At 46.7% G+C, this 16,918-nt stretch carries 17 protein-coding genes; 11 read left to right on the top strand and 6 right to left on the bottom strand.

Annotated features, from left to right (window positions below):
* Positions 1-18: 18 nt before the first annotated feature.
* From HGH91_RS00555 to HGH91_RS00535, 5 genes are all read right to left on the bottom strand, one after another.
* Positions 19-3,174, bottom strand: coding sequence for an efflux RND transporter permease subunit (locus HGH91_RS00555; protein WP_168736524.1), 3,156 nt, complete (start codon positions 3,172-3,174; stop codon positions 19-21).
* 38 nt (positions 3,175-3,212) lie between these two features.
* Positions 3,213-4,322 (bottom strand): efflux RND transporter periplasmic adaptor subunit, encoded by a 1,110-nt coding sequence (locus HGH91_RS00550; protein ID WP_211092150.1) that lies wholly within the window; start codon positions 4,320-4,322, stop codon positions 3,213-3,215.
* Between the two features lie 18 nt (positions 4,323-4,340).
* Positions 4,341-5,648 carry a TolC family protein gene (locus tag HGH91_RS00545; protein ID WP_168736523.1) on the bottom strand — a complete coding sequence of 436 codons (1,308 nt, stop codon included), beginning with the start codon at positions 5,646-5,648 and terminating at the stop codon, positions 4,341-4,343.
* Between the two features lie 77 nt (positions 5,649-5,725).
* Positions 5,726-7,090, bottom strand: a complete 1,365-nt coding sequence (locus HGH91_RS00540; protein ID WP_168736522.1) for a sensor histidine kinase — start codon at positions 7,088-7,090, stop codon at positions 5,726-5,728.
* Positions 7,091-7,130: 40 nt separating this feature from the next.
* The gene (locus tag HGH91_RS00535) at positions 7,131-7,811 is read right to left on the bottom strand and encodes a response regulator transcription factor (RefSeq protein ID WP_168736521.1); all 681 of its coding nucleotides are present in this window, start codon (positions 7,809-7,811) and stop codon (positions 7,131-7,133) included.
* A 132-nt stretch (positions 7,812-7,943) separates the two neighbouring features.
* On the opposite strand from HGH91_RS00535, the gene HGH91_RS00530 reads away from it, so the two are divergent.
* From HGH91_RS00530 to HGH91_RS00520, 3 genes are read left to right on the top strand one after another with little or no spacing between them, the layout of a single operon-like run.
* Positions 7,944-8,498 carry a GNAT family N-acetyltransferase gene (locus tag HGH91_RS00530; protein WP_168736520.1) on the top strand — a complete coding sequence of 185 codons (555 nt, stop codon included), beginning with the start codon at positions 7,944-7,946 and terminating at the stop codon, positions 8,496-8,498.
* Between the two features lie 12 nt (positions 8,499-8,510).
* On the top strand, positions 8,511-9,011 hold the full coding sequence (locus HGH91_RS00525; protein ID WP_247651622.1) for a GNAT family N-acetyltransferase: 501 nt from the start codon (positions 8,511-8,513) through the stop codon (positions 9,009-9,011).
* A gap of 60 nt (positions 9,012-9,071) precedes the next feature.
* Positions 9,072-9,488, top strand: coding sequence for an EamA family transporter (locus HGH91_RS00520; protein ID WP_168736519.1), 417 nt, complete (start codon positions 9,072-9,074; stop codon positions 9,486-9,488).
* Here HGH91_RS00520 and HGH91_RS00515 read toward each other — a convergent pair.
* A complete protein-coding gene (locus HGH91_RS00515; protein WP_168736518.1) occupies positions 9,478-10,134 on the bottom strand; it encodes a helix-turn-helix transcriptional regulator in 657 nt (218 codons plus the stop codon). The two genes, HGH91_RS00520 and HGH91_RS00515, sit on opposite strands and share 11 nt — an antisense overlap.
* A 137-nt stretch (positions 10,135-10,271) precedes the next feature.
* Between HGH91_RS00515 and HGH91_RS00510 the strand changes: the two genes are divergently transcribed.
* The 8 genes from HGH91_RS00510 to HGH91_RS00475 are packed head-to-tail and all read left to right on the top strand — an operon-like array spanning position 10,272 to position 16,827.
* The gene (locus HGH91_RS00510; protein WP_145673539.1) at positions 10,272-10,841 is read left to right on the top strand and encodes an NADPH-dependent FMN reductase; all 570 of its coding nucleotides are present in this window, start codon (positions 10,272-10,274) and stop codon (positions 10,839-10,841) included.
* Positions 10,842-10,889: 48 nt separating this feature from the next.
* Positions 10,890-11,216, top strand: coding sequence for a HesB/IscA family protein (locus HGH91_RS00505; protein ID WP_168736517.1), 327 nt, complete (start codon positions 10,890-10,892; stop codon positions 11,214-11,216).
* A 13-nt stretch (positions 11,217-11,229) separates the two neighbouring features.
* Positions 11,230-12,675 carry a Fe-S cluster assembly protein SufB gene (sufB, locus tag HGH91_RS00500; RefSeq protein ID WP_168736516.1) on the top strand — a complete coding sequence of 482 codons (1,446 nt, stop codon included), beginning with the start codon at positions 11,230-11,232 and terminating at the stop codon, positions 12,673-12,675.
* Positions 12,676-12,717: 42 nt separating this feature from the next.
* Positions 12,718-13,482 (top strand): Fe-S cluster assembly ATPase SufC, encoded by a 765-nt coding sequence (gene sufC / locus HGH91_RS00495; RefSeq protein WP_168736515.1) that lies wholly within the window; start codon positions 12,718-12,720, stop codon positions 13,480-13,482.
* Between the two features lie 10 nt (positions 13,483-13,492).
* On the top strand, positions 13,493-14,812 hold the full coding sequence (gene sufD, locus HGH91_RS00490; RefSeq protein WP_168736514.1) for a Fe-S cluster assembly protein SufD: 1,320 nt from the start codon (positions 13,493-13,495) through the stop codon (positions 14,810-14,812).
* Positions 14,813-14,820: 8 nt separating this feature from the next.
* Positions 14,821-16,065, top strand: a complete 1,245-nt coding sequence (locus HGH91_RS00485) for an aminotransferase class V-fold PLP-dependent enzyme (RefSeq protein ID WP_168736513.1) — start codon at positions 14,821-14,823, stop codon at positions 16,063-16,065.
* 10 nt (positions 16,066-16,075) lie between these two features.
* A complete protein-coding gene (locus HGH91_RS00480; protein WP_168736512.1) occupies positions 16,076-16,504 on the top strand; it encodes a SufE family protein in 429 nt (142 codons plus the stop codon).
* A gap of 11 nt (positions 16,505-16,515) precedes the next feature.
* Positions 16,516-16,827, top strand: coding sequence for an iron-sulfur cluster assembly protein (locus HGH91_RS00475; protein ID WP_145673772.1), 312 nt, complete (start codon positions 16,516-16,518; stop codon positions 16,825-16,827).
* Positions 16,828-16,918 lie beyond the last annotated feature (91 nt).

Raw genomic sequence — 16,918 nt, 5'->3', positions numbered from 1 at the left:
CTTATAAAACAACCTTCTTTATTCCTGGTGCCGGGTATCAAATTTCCGGTATACCCAACCAAAAATCAGGGGGAAGATAATCAGGGAAAATACCATAGCGCAAAGGATCCCTCCTATTACTACCCTGGCCAATGGCCGGGAGCTTTCAGATCCGATACCGTGAGATATTGCTGCGGGGAACAACCCTATCGCCGCCATCAATGCCGTCATCATTACTGGCCGGATCCGGGAGTTAACACCCAGCTTAATAGCAGTATAGAGAGAAGCATTTTGGCCCCGCATTTTTTCCAGGTTTTGCTTAAACACGGTGATCAGTAACACCCCATCCTGTATACAAATTCCAAACAAGGCAATAAAACCAATACCGGCGGAGATACTAAAGTTGGTGCCTGTGACATGCAGTGCCAGCAAGCCCCCCACGATCGCAAAGGGTACATTGAGGAATACCAGGCCGGCATCTACCAAATTACCAAACATCACAAAGAGCAACAGGAAGATCAGCATCAGGCTGATAGGCACTACCTGTTGTAAGCGGTGGGTGGCGCGTTGTTCATTTTCAAAGTCGCCCTGCCATACCATCGTATAGCCTCCTTTCAGTTTCAGCACCTTGTTCACCTTTTCCTGGGCTTCCGCAATGGTACTCCCCATGTCCCGGCCTCTTATAGAAAATTTCACCGCAGAATACCGCTCATTGGCATCCCGGAAAATCAGGCATGGCCCGGTTTTCATCACGATCTTCGCAATCTCTTTCACTGGCACTTTAGAGCCACTTTGAGTAGGCACCATCAGGTTGCCGATATCCTCTGCATTCTTACGGTATTCTTCCGGGAAACGTAAGCGAATGTCAAACTTCTTAATACCCTCATATAAAGTGCTGGCTGCCTTTCCTCCTATCGCCATTTCAATCACCGCATTGGCATCTGCCGTGGCTACGCCATATAACGCCATCTTCTGCTGATCCAGGTCGATATTCAGTTCCGGCTGACCGATATTCTTGATCACGCCCAGGTCTTCTATACCTCTCACGGTTCTCAATACATTCTGCACCTGGGTGATCTGTGATTCCATATAGTTTAAAGAATCACCGAATATCTTCACGCAGATAGACCCTTTCACCCCAGATACGGCTTCTTCAATGTTATCCATAATGGGCTGCGAGAAGTTGAGCGATGCGCCCGGTATCACCGATAACTTTTCACTCATGCGATCGATCAGCTCTTCCTTGGTAATGTGCGGTTTCCACTCCTTTTCCGGGTACAACATCACATCAAACTCGTTGTTATAAAACCCTGCCACATCAGTACCATCATCCGGCCGCCCGGTTTGTGATACAATGTTCTTCACCTGCGGGAATTGCATCAATGAGGCCCTTACCTGCCGGGACGTTTGTACGGACTTATCCAGCGACACGCTGTAGGGCAACTGCACCCTTAGCCAGATAGAGCCTTCATTCAGCTCCGGCAGGAACTCTGTCCCCAAAAATTTGAAAGAATATAACCCGAGGCCAATAATGATAAACGAAGAGAAGACCGCCTTCTTTTTATGTTTGAAGGTAAATGCAAACCATCCCAGCATAAACCCGGTGAGCGCGTGCAGAATAGGATTGTGTTTTTCATGCACATTTTTCCGGAGCAACAGGTTGATCAATACCGGCACCAGCGTAAGCGTGGTAATCAACGCGCCCAGCAAAGCAAAGCCCAGGGTATAGGCCAGCGGAGAAAACATTTTCCCTTCCACTTTCTGGAAAGCGAAGATGGGCAGTAAGCCGGTAATAATGATAACTTTGGCGAAGAAGATGGCCTTACCCAGCTGCGCGCCATGTTTACGGATCAGGCCCATTTTGGCCATCTTATTAAATCGCTCCATGCCCACATCCCGCGCCTGGTGGTCAAGGACGACAAATAGCCCTTCTACCATCACCACGGCGCCATCTATGATAATTCCAAAGTCCACCGCTCCCAGGGACAACAGGTTGGCCGACATACCCATAAGGCGCAGGCAGATAAATGCAAACAACAGTGATAGTGGAATGATAATAGAAACGATCAGCGTGGTGCGCCAGTTGAACATAAAGATCGATACCAGCAAAGTCACCAGCAGTATACCTTCTACGAGGTTATGCATCACCGTTTCGGTGGCAAAGTGGATCAGGTCTTCCCGGTCGTAGAAAGGAATAATTTTGGTATCCGCCGGCAATACGGAAGCATTGAGCTTACTAATCTTCGCTTTTACGGCCTGTACTACTTCTGAAGGATTCTCTCCTTTACGCATAATCACGATGGCCTGTACCACATCATCTTCATCTGTAACCGTTCTGTGACCGGCCGAGTCCACGATGGCATCTGTACGGCCTACATGCCCCAACCTGGGCATATTGGATATTTCTACAGCAGCCACGTCTTTCACCAGTACAGGTATACCGTTTACGTTCTGTACAATGATGTTTTTAATTTCATTGATATCATTCAACAGCCCTATACCACGTACTACGTAGGCCTGGTCGTTTTTTACAATCACATCCCCACCGATGTTGATATTGCTTTTGGTAACGGCAGAATATACGTCCAGTGGCGTAATGCCAAGATTGGTCAGTTTGCCCGGATCTACCCGTATTTCGTAGGTTTTTACTTCTCCCCCAAAACTCACAATATCTGCCACACCCGGTACAGCCCGCAGCTGCCGGTCGATCGTCCAGTCCTGTATGGTTTTCAGCTCCCGGACATCCCGAAAGGAACTCCTCAGCGAATAACGGTAAATTTCGCCCGTAGGGCCTGTAGGCGGCTGCACGGAAGGGTTAACATTCTCCGGCAGACTGGCATTGGCCAGGAGATTATTTACCTGTATCCTGGCCTCATTATCGGTGACTTTATCATCAAAAATCAGTTTCACATAAGACAATCCGAAAATGCTAGTGGAGCGCAGGCTGGTCTTCTTTTGCACCGGGTTCATCGCGATTTCTATCGGGATGGTCACAAATTTCTCTACTTCTTCCGCGCTTCTTCCCGGCCATTGGGTAATAATGCTGATTTCCGTGTTGGTAACGTCGGGAAATGCCTCAATGGGCATATTTTTAAAGCAGATAATGCCCGATACCAGCAACAGCAGCGTGGCGAAGAAAATGAAATATTTATTCTTCAGCGAAAAGCCTATTATACTTCTGAGAACTTTATTCATCTAAAAACAATTATACTATGATTAGTTAGCAGGTTCACCTAGTTATTCAGTGCATCATAAATCAGGATGGCCTGGGATGCAATGACCTGGTCGCCTGCGTTCACGCCCGCTGAAATATATGTTCTGTCGCCAATGGAATTGATCACGCTTACCGGTGTAATCTTCACATCAGATTTGCTATGGTAAATGAGTACATAGTAACGGCTATTATCAAATATCAGGGCGGAAGAAGGAATGCTCATGGCCTGTTCCCCATCTTTATAAACTACCCGGATGCTGGCAAACATTTCCGGCTTCAGGGAATAATCTTCGTTAGACATGACAATTCTCACCTTCATCACTTTATTCGTAGGGTCGAGTACGTTATACATCTTATCAACGGTACCATGAAAAACCTTGCCAGGATAGGACAAAGTGGTTACCTCCACATTGTCGCCCATATGCACCTGCCCGATATTGGATTCATATACGTTGGCCATGATCCATACATTTTTCAGGTCGGAGATGGTAAACAATTGTGTACCAGCGTCAGCGCGTACCATCGTATTGTTAGTGACCAGCTTTTCTACTACAAATCCGCTGATCGGCGAAGTAATCACGTATTCACCTCCAGTGTTGCCGCCGTTAATATTCAACACCCTTTTTACGCGGCCGAGTTCAGATTGCGCTTTCTGGTAATCAGTTTCGGCCGACAGGAGATCTTTCTGGGAAGCGATGCCGCTTTTATACATATCTTGTGTGGCATCCATATTTTTCTTTGCTACCGACAATCCTGCTTCGGCATTTACGAGGTCAGCGCTATAGCCGGCCATCTCGGTACTGCTCATGACGGCCAGGGTTTGGCCTTTGTTGACATAATCGCCCAGTGCCACTTTAATGTCCCGGATCTTACCACTCACCAGCGGATAAATCTTAGATACGTTATCATCGTTGGTTGTTACTTTACCAGTCAGTGTCAGGTCATTTACCAGCGCTCCCTTTTGTACAGTATCGATTTTCAGGGAACTTAATACGGTATCGGGGATGATATATTTTTGCTTTTCATCCGCTACTTTGTCGGGTTGGGTGTTACAGCCCTGCACCAGAAGTATTCCGGCAAAGAAGAAAAAGAAACGGCTCATACTACCTGCCTTCATAAAGTTTTGCATCTGTGTTATAGATTAGTCTTAGTTAAAAAAGTTGGTTCCCGTAACGAAGTTGAGTTCCTCAAAAGCCCGTACCCGGTTGTATTGTATGCTGTTTAACTGCAATACATTTTGCTTGTAGGAATCATAGAAATCCAGGAAATCCAGCATGCTGATATTTCTCTTCTGGTAATTAATCAATACTTCGTGCATGAGTCGCTGAAAATCCGATGCAAAAGAGGCATCTATATTCCGGTACAGTTTATCTGCCGCAGTAGCTTTCTCTACTACGCGGTACACCTGTTCTTCTACGGTGGCTTCCGTACTTTTTTGGGTGGCGGTATTCACGTCGATCATTGCCTTCGCCGATTTAATATTCCCCTGGTTCCGGTTAAACACGGGGAGATCGATGGCTACGCCGGCAGCAGTATAGTTTTTAATATAACTGCCTTGCTGATCGTAAGCGAGATTAAAGGTCACATCCGGCACCCCCAGCGCTTTCTGGTAGCTGTAATTTAGTTTGCTGATTTCTGTGTTGGTCCTGGCAATCATCAGGTCACTCCGGCGGCTATACGCAGAATCGAGCAGCGCCGGCAAGGGATACTGGCGGGGATTGAGGGCTACCAGGGAGGTGGTATCTACCAATGGGTCGATATATACCGGCTTCACCTGCAATACGAGTCTCATTTCACTTTGTTGGTCTGCAATCTGTTCCAACAGGTCCCGGTATTCACTTTTCAGGCTATATAGCTGGGCCTGGATCCTTACTACCTCCTTCTGGGAGATATAACCCTTCCCTTTTTGTTCAACAAAGGCATCTACTACTTTCTGAAGGGAGTTAATTTCTTCGTCATAGGCTTTCGCAGATTGCTGCAGGTAATAGATATTATAGAAATCATCTCTCAGGGTAAATTTAAGGGTGCGCAACAGGTCATAAAACTCAAACTCAGAGAGTCTTACATTGGCGCGGGCTATTTTGATCTGCTTATTCCGCTTACCTGCCAGCATTACCAGCTGCGACAATCCCGCGGAAGTTTCCCCGTCGCTGCCAAAAGGAAAAACTTTATGTGTCTGCGTATTATACAGCCCATGTTCAATATTGAAATTAGGGTTGGCGTACAGCTTTGACTGGATGACCAGGGCTTTCTGTGCATCAATATTATACCGCTGCGCGAGCAGGGACAGATTTTGCCTTAAAAAAATGTTTTCAGCGCTGTCTAAAGTGAGGTGAAGGGTATCCTGCTGCATGGTGGCAGTAGCGGGAGGAGCTGTTAGCTGAGCAAACACCATCACAGGTAGAAAGACGGCAAACAGTACAAAATAGGAACTTAATACTAGTCTATTAACCATACATCTGATTTTTCAGTGCAAAGATGGCAATAGGCTATTAGCTACATATTAGAATGAAGTTAAAACAAAATTAGAATTTATGGAGCAGGCGGAAAGAATATATTAAAAGTGGTGCCCTGACCAGGTACGCTGCTAACGGTAATACCGGCGCCATGGAGTTGGAGGATTTTGCCGGTCATCGACAATCCTATTCCATACCCATCAAAGGGATGGGCGTTACCAGCCCGGTAAAGCGGCATAAATATTTTATCCAGGTCGTCGGCTTCAATGCCAATACCATGGTCGCTGATGGATAGTGTCATCCCTGACTTATGCCAGGTAAGCAAACAATTAACATCACGGTTATACGAAAACTTAAAGGCATTCCGGACAATATTTTGCAGTGCCAGCATGAGCAGGGAGCGATTTCCCCGGATACAGAGCAGGGTCGCCTCTTCCGGCAGATCGTTGAGTTTTACGATCAATCTTACCGGCGGCGTCTTGTGGCGCCAGTGTTCCTGCATCTCCCACAACAGCTCATCTAGACGTACCATTTCGGCATTAGCGTCGGTTATGATGGCATCCAGCCGGGTAAGCTGCAACAGGCCGTCTGTAATGATCTTCAGTTTTTCCGACTCTCCCAGTACAGTACCCAGTGACTGTACGTATTCTTCCGGTTGCCGGTCGTTCTGCAGGGTAACTTCTATTTCGCCTATGATGGTGGTCAACGGCGTACGCAACTCATGAGAGGCATTGGAAACGAAGGAACGTTGCATATCAAAAGCCTGTTCCATATGTTGCAGCAGACTATTAAAGTTAGTTGCCAGTTCGTCTATTTCATCTTTATTCCTGCCATGCTGTACCCGCATATGCAGGTTATTGGACCGGATATTTTTCACCTGGCGGTTAATGTTCTTGATAGGTTCCAATGCCCTGCTGGCATACCACTGCCCCATCAGGAATACAATCAGCAGCGCCACCAGGAACATCACGATCAGTATCCACATCAGGTAATTCAACTGTTGGATGCCCATACTGTTACGGGCCGTTACAATAACCACAAAATCGCCCTGGTTGTCGGGATAATAGATGCCCAGGCCCGACTCATCCTGGAAACGGAAGCGGTATACTTCTTTATGGCGGATAGTTTCCAGCATAGATACCGGCCAGTCGTACCGCGTTTTTTCAATGAAGGCCGGCTGGTTATGGGCATCATAAATATTACTGGATTCATCAGGTATACGTTCCCGGTAACTTTTTTCTATTTCGAGGAATTTCTTTTTGGTGAGCTCATCTTTCTCCAGGTATACCTGGGCGGTTACCAATGCACGCATCTGCAGCAGCTTATAAAAGCTGTTCTGGATATATTGGGCAGACAACAGGTATATCAATACAAAAACGATCGTAAGGATAATACCTGATATCAGTGTAAACTGGAGGGATAAGCGATGCCGTATCTTCATGAGTGTGGGTAACCTGGCCTGTTTGTGTGATGGTGATGATTTACTTCTGCTTCATAACATAACCCATGCCTACTACGGTGTGGATTAACTTCTCGCCGCTGAAACCCTTTTCGATTTTATTGCGGAGATAATTTACATAGACGTCAATCGTATTGGTACCGGTATCGAACTCCAATCCCCATACCGCTTCCGAGATGAGGGCACGGGAAAGCACCTTACCGGTGTTTTTCAGCAATAGCTCCAGCAGGGCGTATTCCTTGGCAGTGAGCGTAATATCCTGTCCACCCCGCCTCGCCATTTTGGTATTGGTATTCAACTGCAGATCGGCAAACGCCAGGATGGCCTGGTCCTGGTGGAACTGGTTTTTCCTGCGGGAAAGTGCCTGTAGCCGGGCTATCAATTCTGAAAAATGAAAAGGCTTGGCCAAATAGTCATCAGCACCGGCGTTGAGGCCATCCACGATATCCTGGGTGGCATTGAGGGCCGTGAGCATCAATATAGGAGTGCCGACTTCCAGGGCACGCAAATTTCTGCAGAGGGTTATGCCGTTGATGCCGGGCAACATAAGGTCGAGAATGATCAAATCATAGTCATGCTCCAATGCTGCCTGTTGCCCGCCAATACCATCAGCATATACTTCTACCTGGTGATGATGTTCTTCCAGGCCCCTTTTAATAAAAGCGCCTACTTTAGTTTCATCCTCAATAACCAATATTTTCATAGTAATATATTAAAAGCAATAACCCTTACAAAAGTAGGATTGTTTCATTGCGCGGGCATTAAAGACAGATTAAAATCAGACATTTTCCGAATAACTGTTAGCTTTGCCTCAACCTAAACCGGCATCCGTATCATGCATTTACCCGTTTTAAGTACCGGCGACCTGGTACTGAGGCCTATCGAAGAAAGAGATACCGCTGCCCTTTTTCGTCATTTTTCGGACGATGCAGTTACCCAATTCATGGACATCGACTCCTTTACCAATATCAGTGATGCTGTGCAGATCATTCATTTTTTCCGGGAGAACCTGGAAAAAGAAGAAGGCATGCGTTGGGCCATTACAATGGCTGGCAGCGACGAGTTGATTGGCACCTGTGGATTCCACAAGATCAATAAACCGCATTTTAAAGCGGAGATCGGGTACGATCTCCGGCCTTTATACTGGGGACAAGGTATAATGAAAGAAGCCGTCAGCGCTATGCTGGCTTATGGTTATGATGTATTGCAATTCAACCGTGTCGAGGCTTTTGTAGATCCCGCCAATATCGCATCTTCCAAACTATTGACGCGGCTGGGCTTTCGCTATGAAGGTTTTTTAAGAGATGCGTTCTTTGAGAAGGGTAAATTTGTGGATGCGGAGATGTATAGTCTTTTACGACGGGAGCACAGCAGAGAATCTATTTACTAATATTTTATACCGATGATGAATTTAGTGTACAGGCAGGCTGGCATGGCTGATTTACCGAGGATCGTAGAAATTTATAACAGTACGATAGCGGGTAGGATGGTGACGGCTGATACCAGTCCTGTTACCGTAGAAAGCCGTATTCCCTGGTTTGAAGCGCATAATCCTGCGCAACGTCCTTTATGGATGATAGATCTCGATGGGCAAAATGTGGGCTGGATGAGTTTCCAGTCGTTTTATGGCCGGCCGGCGTATAGCGGCACCGTGGAAGTGAGTATTTACCTGGCAGAAAGCGCACGGGGAAAGGGTTTGGGAAAAGAAGTGCTGCGTTATGCCATGGAGGCGGCGCCGCAATTCGGTGTACATACCTTACTGGGATTCATCTTTGCACATAATGAGCCCAGTGTGAAGCTCTTTACGGCCATGGGCTTTGAAGAGTGGGCGCATTTACCGGATATTGCTGTACTGGATGGCGAACCCCGGAGCCTGAAGATACTGGGCTATAAGGTAAAATAAGCATCGCTTCAGGATTCCGTCAGATTCAACCCCTACATTCGAACTTTTAAATATGGTACCATGTGGTGGATTTACGCGTTACTATCAGCTGGTTTTGCAGCGCTCACGGCTATTTTCGCCAAGGTGGGCGTAGCCAATATCTCTTCGGACCTGGCAACGGCTATCCGTACCGTCATTATTCTCATCATGGCCTGGGCTATTGTGCTGACCCGTGGGGAATATAAAGGGATACAGGCTATTTCCCGTCACAGCCTGATATTCCTGGTATTGTCGGGGTTGGCGACAGGCTGTTCCTGGATTTTTTATTTCAAGGCCATACAGATCGGAAAAGTATCGCAGGTGGCGCCGGTAGACAAGCTCAGTGTGGCGTTGACTATTATTTTATCGGCTGTTTTCCTGCAGGAGGCGATCACCTGGAAGACGGCGATCGGGGCCTTGCTGATTATTTCCGGTACATTGGTATTGATTATAAAGTAGGAGTATCCACCTGTTCTATCTTATATACACAGCGGCGGGCGCCGTTGATGATGTGTTCCTCCCGGGATACGCTGGTGGCTTCCCCCAGGATGCTGACGAAAGTCCTCATTTCTGAGGTACAGATATTATCGCATTCGGTGGCGGCGCAACAGATAGGACAGTGATTTTCAATAAAATAATAGGTATTACCTTCTTTTTTCCATTCAGCCAGGTATCCTTCTCCTGAGCGGATGGCGGCAAACGAGGTGAGCCGATTTTCAAGGCCGGTGATGCCCTGCAGGGCAGTATTATATTTCTCCAGTTGATTTTTTTCCCGGGCATTCACTACGTTATCCAATGCTTCTTTACCCAGCACATGCTTAATGGTCTGGATCAGTTCACGGGTCAGTTCCGTATGGGTGTCGGGGAAACGGGCATTACCCAGGGGGGTAAGGCTCCATATTAATACGGGGCGTCCAACGCCCTTAGAGGTACTTTCAGATTGCACCAGTCCTTCTTCGGCCAGCTTTACCAGCTGTAACCGGGCTCCTTCACCGGTAATACCCAATTCGCCCGCCAGCACGGCGGCAGACAGCGGACCCCTGGTCTTGAGCAATGTCAAAAACCTGTCGGCAGCATGTTTCGTACGGATTGGATAATTTTCCAAGTTCTTACTTGTTTTATTCTCAAATGTCGTAAATTTGTGGGAGCTAAAAAAAGATTTTTGGGATTTTGATGGTTATGAGCGGTTGTTCATTAAAACTTAATCTCACAATCAGCTCAATCTCTAAAAATTAAATATTAATGAACGTCCTGATATTTAATGGCGCTATCGATGACCGGCCATATGCCACCTCCAATCAGTTGGCGGTGTATCTGACGGAGCAGTTAAAAGAAAAGGGATTTTCCCCGGAGATTTTTAGTTTGGGTAATGCAGATATCCCCTTTTTCTCTCAACAGGAAGCAGGTAATAAACCGGCAGCAGTAGATGCCATGTGTAAGGCATTTTGCAAAGCAGATCTTCATATATGGATGACACCCCTCTATCATGGCAGTATGACCGGCGCCATGAAAAACTGCCTGGACTGGCTGGAGATGACCAGTAAGAACCAACGCCCTTATTTAACAGGAAAGGTTGTAGCTTTGCTGTCCTGGGCAGACGGGACGCAGGCCATGCAGGGTATCAATGCGATGGATGCAGTGGCGAAAGCACTAAGGGCCTGGGTATTACCTTATTCCCTACCCATTTTGAAAGACAATCTGTATGACCCGCAAACCCGTGGGTTTACTGCATTTTATAAAAACAAGCTGGATACGATGGTGCAGTTATTATGTGCGGCTAAATCGCACGTAGTAGCAGGTATTGAAGGATAAAGCGTTACACCGGGCAACCGGTATTAGTCATTAAAAAAAATTCTGAGTATGATAACCGTTTCAGAAAAAGCAGGAGCATATATAAAAGATCTCATGGAAAAAGAACACCATGCGCCAGGCACCTTTGTACGTGTAGGCGTAAAAGGTGGTGGTTGTTCAGGTCTTGAATATGTGATGAAATTTGAAGCAACAGAAGAAGAAGGCGACCAGGTATTTGAAGACAAAGGCGTAAAAGTAGTGGTACAGATGAAGAGCCTGTTGTACCTGTATGGTACAGAGCTGGACTATTCAGATGGGCTGAACGGCAAGGGCCTTTTCTTTAACAATCCTAATGCGACAAGAACCTGTAGCTGTGGAGAAAGCTTCGCAGTTTAAATTTTAAACTTGTATGATCAACAGTAACGAAATAATTGATGATATAGCCAATAAGGAGTACGAGTTTGGCTTTACCACCGATATTGAAATGGATATTGCCCCTCCCGGGCTGAATGAGGATATCATCCGTTTTATTTCGGCAAAGAAAAATGAACCTGAATGGTTGCTGGAATGGCGTTTGAAAGGCTTTGCAGCCTTTAAGAAAATGGAATTCCCAAAATGGCAGCACTTTGAAATGCCGGCACTCGACCTGCAGGCCGTTTCTTACTATGCCGCACCACGTAAGAAAAAACAGCTCAACAGCCTGGATGAAGTAGATCCTGAACTGCTGGCTACTTTCGAAAAGCTGGGTATTCCGCTGAATGAACAGAAAGCATTAACCGGCGTAGCCGTAGATGCCGTATTTGACAGCGTTTCCGTTGCTACTACCTTTAAAGGTAAGTTAAAGGAAATGGGTGTTATCTTCTGTTCCTTCGGAGAAGCCGTACAGGAACATCCCGAACTGGTGAAGAAATACCTGGGTAGCGTGGTACCTCATACCGACAATGTTTTCGCTGCCCTGAACTCCGCTGTATTCTCCGACGGTTCTTTCGTTTACATTCCCAAAGGCGTACGTTGCCCGATGGAACTGAGCACCTACTTCCGTATCAATGCCCAGAACACCGGCCAGTTTGAACGTACCCTGATCATTGCAGACGATAACAGTTATGTGAGCTACCTGGAAGGTTGTACCGCCCCGATGCGTGATGAAAATCAGCTGCATGCGGCCGTAGTAGAGCTGGTAGCCCTCGAACATGCTGAAATAAAATATTCTACCGTACAAAACTGGTATCCCGGTGATAAAGACGGTAAAGGTGGTATCTACAACTTCGTGACCAAAAGAGGGATCTGTAAAGGCGCTGCCAGCAAGATCTCCTGGACACAGGTAGAAACCGGTTCTGCCATTACCTGGAAATATCCCAGCGTAATCCTGCAGGGCGATCACTCCGAAGGTGAATTCTATTCTGTAGCCGTTGTGCGCAATAAGCAAATTGCGGATACCGGTACCAAAATTCACCATATCGGTAAAGGCACTAAAAGCCGTATCATTTCCAAAGGTATTTCTGCCGGCCATGGCGACAACAGCTATCGCGGTCTGGTATCTGTAGGGCCTCGTGCGGATAACGCGCGTAACTTTACCCAGTGCGATTCCCTGCTGATCGGTAACCAATGCGGATCACATACGTTCCCTTACATTGAGTCGAGGAACAAATCAGCTATGATTGAGCACGAAGCCACCACTTCCAAAATCGGGGAAGACCAGATCTTCTACCTGAATCAACGTGGTATTGACAGTGAAAAGGCCGTAGCCCTCATTGTAAATGGTTACGTGAAGGAAGTACTGAACCAACTGCCAATGGAATTTGCGGTGGAAGCACAAAAATTATTATCTATTACACTTGAAGGAAGCGTTGGATAATTCATTATTCAACTAATACATACAGAACGAAATAAAACAAACATGCTGACGATTAAAAATCTGCACGCAGAAGTAGAAGGGAAAAAAATTCTGAAAGGCATCAATCTCGAAATAAACAAAGGAGAAATGCACGCTATCATGGGGCCTAACGGTTCCGGCAAAAGCTCACTGGCTTCTGTGCTGGCTGGTCGTGATAACTATACTGTGACCGAAGGTGAAGTTTGGTTCAATGGTAAAAATCTGCTGGATTTATCTCCGGAAGATCGCGCCCGTGAAGGTGTATTCCTTGCTTTCCAATACCCGGTAGAAATACCAGGCGTTTCCAACCTCAACTTTCTGAAAACAGCGCTAAACGAAATCAGGGCGTATAAAGGTCTCCCTGCGCTGGAAGCCAGAGAGTTCCTGAAACTGACCAAAGAAAAACAGCAGCTGGTAGATTTTCATTCCAACCTGATGAACCGTTCCCTGAATGAGGGCTTCAGCGGTGGAGAAAAGAAACGTAACGAAATTTTCCAACTGGCGATGCTGGATCCTCAGCTGGCTATTTTGGACGAAACAGATTCCGGATTGGACATTGATGCGCTGCGTATTGTTTCCAGCGGTGTAAACAAATTACGCGACGCAGAAAAATCCTTTGTAGTGATTACCCACTACCAACGCCTGCTGGAGTATATCATACCCGACTTTGTACACGTATTGTACAATGGCCGTATCATCAAGACCGGTACCAAAGAACTGGCACTGGAGCTGGAAGAAAGAGGATACGACTGGCTGAAAGAGGAATTACATTTGAAAGAATCTGTATAAGAAAGAATTTATGACAAGCGATATGATACTGCCATTTTACCAGGCTTTAACAGCCGATGTAACTGCATTAGCGGCGCAGGCAACTGTTCCGTCGACCGATGCAGTACAAAGCATCCGCCGCAAGGCGTTGGAACGTTTTACAGCGATGGGCTTACCTACGCTGAAAACGGAAGCATGGCGCTATTCAAATATTCAGCGCTACCTGAAGGAATTTCCCTATGAGCTGCTGAACGATGCCGCTCCCGTAGCGCCAACAGTGGCACAACAGGCAGCAATCCCTGAGCTGGACTGCTACCGGGTAGTATTGGTAAACGGTCGCCTGCAGGCTGATCAGTCTACCCTGCCGGAAGGTAAGGGCATCACCATAGGCGCTATGAGCGCATATGCCGACGCCCCTGGTTTTGTAACCTACTTCAACCAGCAGCATCACCTGGAAACAGAATCCCTGGCCCAGCTGAACACCGCCCTCTTTGCAGATGGCCTGTATATTGAGCTGGCCGCCAATACGGTACTGGATAAACCTGTCCATGTAATACACGTATACTCCTGCACTGCGCATTCCTTTATCCAGCCCCGCCACCTGTGGGTGCTGAACAGGAACGCCGCTGCAACGATCATAGAAAGTTCTGTACACCCGGAAACCACTGCTGTAGCATTTGCCAACAGCGTAGTAGAAACCATAGTACAGGAAAATGCTGAATTATGGCATTACTGTGTACAACAGGGAGAAGACAGCTTCCGTGAAGTAAGCACTACTGCGGCACAGCAATTTAAAGACAGCCGTTACCATCATTTCAGTGTTACCCTGCCTGGTACACCATTTACCCGCAATAATACCAGCGTGGCACTGAATGGCAGTCATACCGAGACTAACCTGAACGGTTTATACATTACCAACAAACACCAGCATGTAGACAACCATACCTTTATGGATCATATCATGCCGGATTGTAACAGTAATGAGCTGTATAAAGGCGTGCTGCTGGACGATTCCAACGGCGTATTTACCGGTAAGATCCTGGTACACCAGGAAGCCCAGAAAACCAATGCCTTCCAGCAAAACAATAACCTGTTACTGGGCAGCAAAGCGGATATCAATTCCCAGCCACAGCTGGAAATTTATGCCGACGATGTAAAGTGCAGTCATGGTTTTACTGCCGGTCAGTTCAGCGAAGAGTCTATGTTTTACCTGCGCTCCCGTGGCATAGGTGAAGAAGCGGCGAAAGCCCTGATGGTAAATGCTTTCTCGCACGATATTACCGATGCGATACATGTACCGGCCCTGCAGCATTTCCTGCAGGAGCAGATTGCGGAGATCATGAATAATTAAAATTAACGATGGAACATATTGCTAACATTACCACCGGCCTGGATATCGCACAGATAAGAAAGGATTTTCCTATCCTGCAGCAACAGGTGCATGGTAAGCCGCTGGTATATTTTGATAACGGCGCTACCACGCAGAAACCACAGGTTGTAATAGATGCGGAAGCACGCTATTACGAGGAATATAACAGCAATGTGCACCGGGGAGTACACCACCTGAGCCAGGTGGCAACGGATGCATATGAGAAAGCCCGTCACATTGTGGCCGGTTATATCAATGCAGCTCATTCCCATGAAATCATCTTTACCAAAGGTACTACCGATGGCATCAACCTGGTAGCCAATACCATGAGCCGTCGTTTCCTGAAAGCAGGCGACAGTGTGATCATCTCTTCCATGGAGCACCATAGTAATATCGTGCCCTGGCAGATTGCCTGTGAAGAGGCCGGCGCTACCCTGAAGGTCATACCGATCACAGAGAAAGGGGAACTGCGGATGGATGTGTATGAAAGCATGCTGGACGACACGGTGAAGATGGTAGCTGTTACGTATGTTTCCAATACCCTGGGTACCGTAAACCCGGTACAGGATATCATTGCCCTGGCACATGCGCGGAATATTCCCGTGCTCATAGATGCCGCCCAGGCCATTCAGCATATCAGTATTGATGTGCAGGCCTTACAGCCGGATTTCCTGGTATTTTCGGGGCATAAAATTTACGGTCCTACCGGTACCGGTGTGTTATACGGCACCACGGAATGGTTAAATAAACTGCCTCCCTACCAGGGTGGCGGCGATATGATCAAGACCGTTACTTTTGCCAAGACTATTTACAACGAACTGCCTTATAAATTTGAAGCAGGTACACCGAATATAGCTGGTTCCATTGCATTGGGTACGGCCATCGAATACCTGCAGCAGATTGGTCTCCCTGAAATTCAACAGCGGGAAGAAGCGCTGATGGCTTATGCTATGCAGGAGCTGCGTAAAATAGATGGTATCCGCTTCATTGGCGATGCCAAAAACAGAAGTGGCGTTATTTCCTTCCTGGTACATAATATTCACCCGTTTGATATGGGAGAATTACTGGATCAGCAGGGAATAGCGGTGAGAACCGGCCACCACTGTACCGAACCATTGATGGACCTGTTCCAGGTACCTGGTACGGTAAGGGCATCACTGACATTTTATAACACCAAGGAGGAAATAGACAAACTGGTAGCCGGTGTTAAAAGAGCCGCTTCCATGCTTTTGTAAACGAGTGTATATGACGATCCAGGAAATACAGGAAGAAATAATATCCGATTTTTCGGTGATGGGTAGCTGGGAAGATAAATATGAATATATTATCCAGCTGGGCAAAGAGTTACCGCTCATTGCAGAAGAATATAAAACACCGGATAACCTGATCAAAGGCTGTCAATCCAGGGTATGGCTGCATACCGAGCTGAAAGACGGGAAACTGTTTTTCACCGGCGACAGTGATGCGGTGATCACCAAGGGACTGGTAAGCCTGATGATTTATGTGCTTTCCGGTCATACGCCACAGGAAATTGCCACTTCGGATATTTATTTCATCAATGCCATTGGTTTAAGCAGTCATCTCTCCCCTACCCGTTCCAATGGGCTACTGAGTATGCTGAAACAAATGAAGCTGTATTCCATCGCTTACCAGGCTAAAATTAACCAGCAATGAGTGAAGCACCTATTAGTGAAGCAACATTAAGAGAACAGATAGAAGCCCAGCTGAAAACGGTATATGATCCGGAAATCCCGGTCAATATCTGGGAACTGGGACTGGTATATGAGGTAAAGATCAAGGCCAATAACCGGGTAGGTATCGATATGACATTGACGGCGCCTGGTTGCCCGGTAGCCGGCGATATTATCCGGGAAGTAGATGAGAAGGTAAGAAATATAGAAGGCGTGTCTGATGTAGATGTACACCTTACCTTTGATCCACCCTGGACCCGGGATATGATGAGTGAAGAAGCCAAGCTGGAGCTGGGATTTTTATAAGAGAAAGAAATTTCGTGATATTAAAACCAAATACCAAATACACTGCGTAGTGTTATTTGATATTTGGTTTTTTATTTTACTTAATTCTTTA

Source organism: Chitinophaga eiseniae (genome assembly GCF_012641265.1).
Lineage (GTDB): Bacteria > Bacteroidota > Bacteroidia > Chitinophagales > Chitinophagaceae > Chitinophaga > Chitinophaga eiseniae_A.
This window is presented reverse-complemented; position numbering and strand designations above follow the sequence as displayed.

What these genes read in the sequence shown, in the direction of transcription:
- HGH91_RS00550 (WP_211092150.1), bottom strand. Translation starts at nt 4,322, where the DNA reads ATGCAAAACTTTATGAAGGCAGGTAGTATGAGCCGTTTCTTTTTCTTC.
- HGH91_RS00530 (WP_168736520.1), top strand. Translation starts at nt 7,944, where the DNA reads ATGCATTTACCCGTTTTAAGTACCGGCGACCTGGTACTGAGGCCTATC.
- sufD (WP_168736514.1), top strand. Translation starts at nt 13,493, where the DNA reads ATGACAAGCGATATGATACTGCCATTTTACCAGGCTTTAACAGCCGAT.
- HGH91_RS00505 (WP_168736517.1), top strand. Translation starts at nt 10,890, where the DNA reads ATGATAACCGTTTCAGAAAAAGCAGGAGCATATATAAAAGATCTCATG.
- HGH91_RS00485 (WP_168736513.1), top strand. Translation starts at nt 14,821, where the DNA reads ATGGAACATATTGCTAACATTACCACCGGCCTGGATATCGCACAGATA.
- HGH91_RS00525 (WP_247651622.1), top strand. Translation starts at nt 8,511, where the DNA reads ATGATGAATTTAGTGTACAGGCAGGCTGGCATGGCTGATTTACCGAGG.
- HGH91_RS00555 (WP_168736524.1), bottom strand. Translation starts at nt 3,174, where the DNA reads ATGAATAAAGTTCTCAGAAGTATAATAGGCTTTTCGCTGAAGAATAAA.
- HGH91_RS00545 (WP_168736523.1), bottom strand. Translation starts at nt 5,648, where the DNA reads ATGGTTAATAGACTAGTATTAAGTTCCTATTTTGTACTGTTTGCCGTC.
- HGH91_RS00520 (WP_168736519.1), top strand. Translation starts at nt 9,072, where the DNA reads ATGTGGTGGATTTACGCGTTACTATCAGCTGGTTTTGCAGCGCTCACG.
- sufC (WP_168736515.1), top strand. Translation starts at nt 12,718, where the DNA reads ATGCTGACGATTAAAAATCTGCACGCAGAAGTAGAAGGGAAAAAAATT.
- HGH91_RS00540 (WP_168736522.1), bottom strand. Translation starts at nt 7,090, where the DNA reads ATGAAGATACGGCATCGCTTATCCCTCCAGTTTACACTGATATCAGGT.
- sufB (WP_168736516.1), top strand. Translation starts at nt 11,230, where the DNA reads ATGATCAACAGTAACGAAATAATTGATGATATAGCCAATAAGGAGTAC.
- HGH91_RS00510 (WP_145673539.1), top strand. Translation starts at nt 10,272, where the DNA reads ATGAACGTCCTGATATTTAATGGCGCTATCGATGACCGGCCATATGCC.
- HGH91_RS00480 (WP_168736512.1), top strand. Translation starts at nt 16,076, where the DNA reads ATGACGATCCAGGAAATACAGGAAGAAATAATATCCGATTTTTCGGTG.
- HGH91_RS00535 (WP_168736521.1), bottom strand. Translation starts at nt 7,811, where the DNA reads ATGAAAATATTGGTTATTGAGGATGAAACTAAAGTAGGCGCTTTTATT.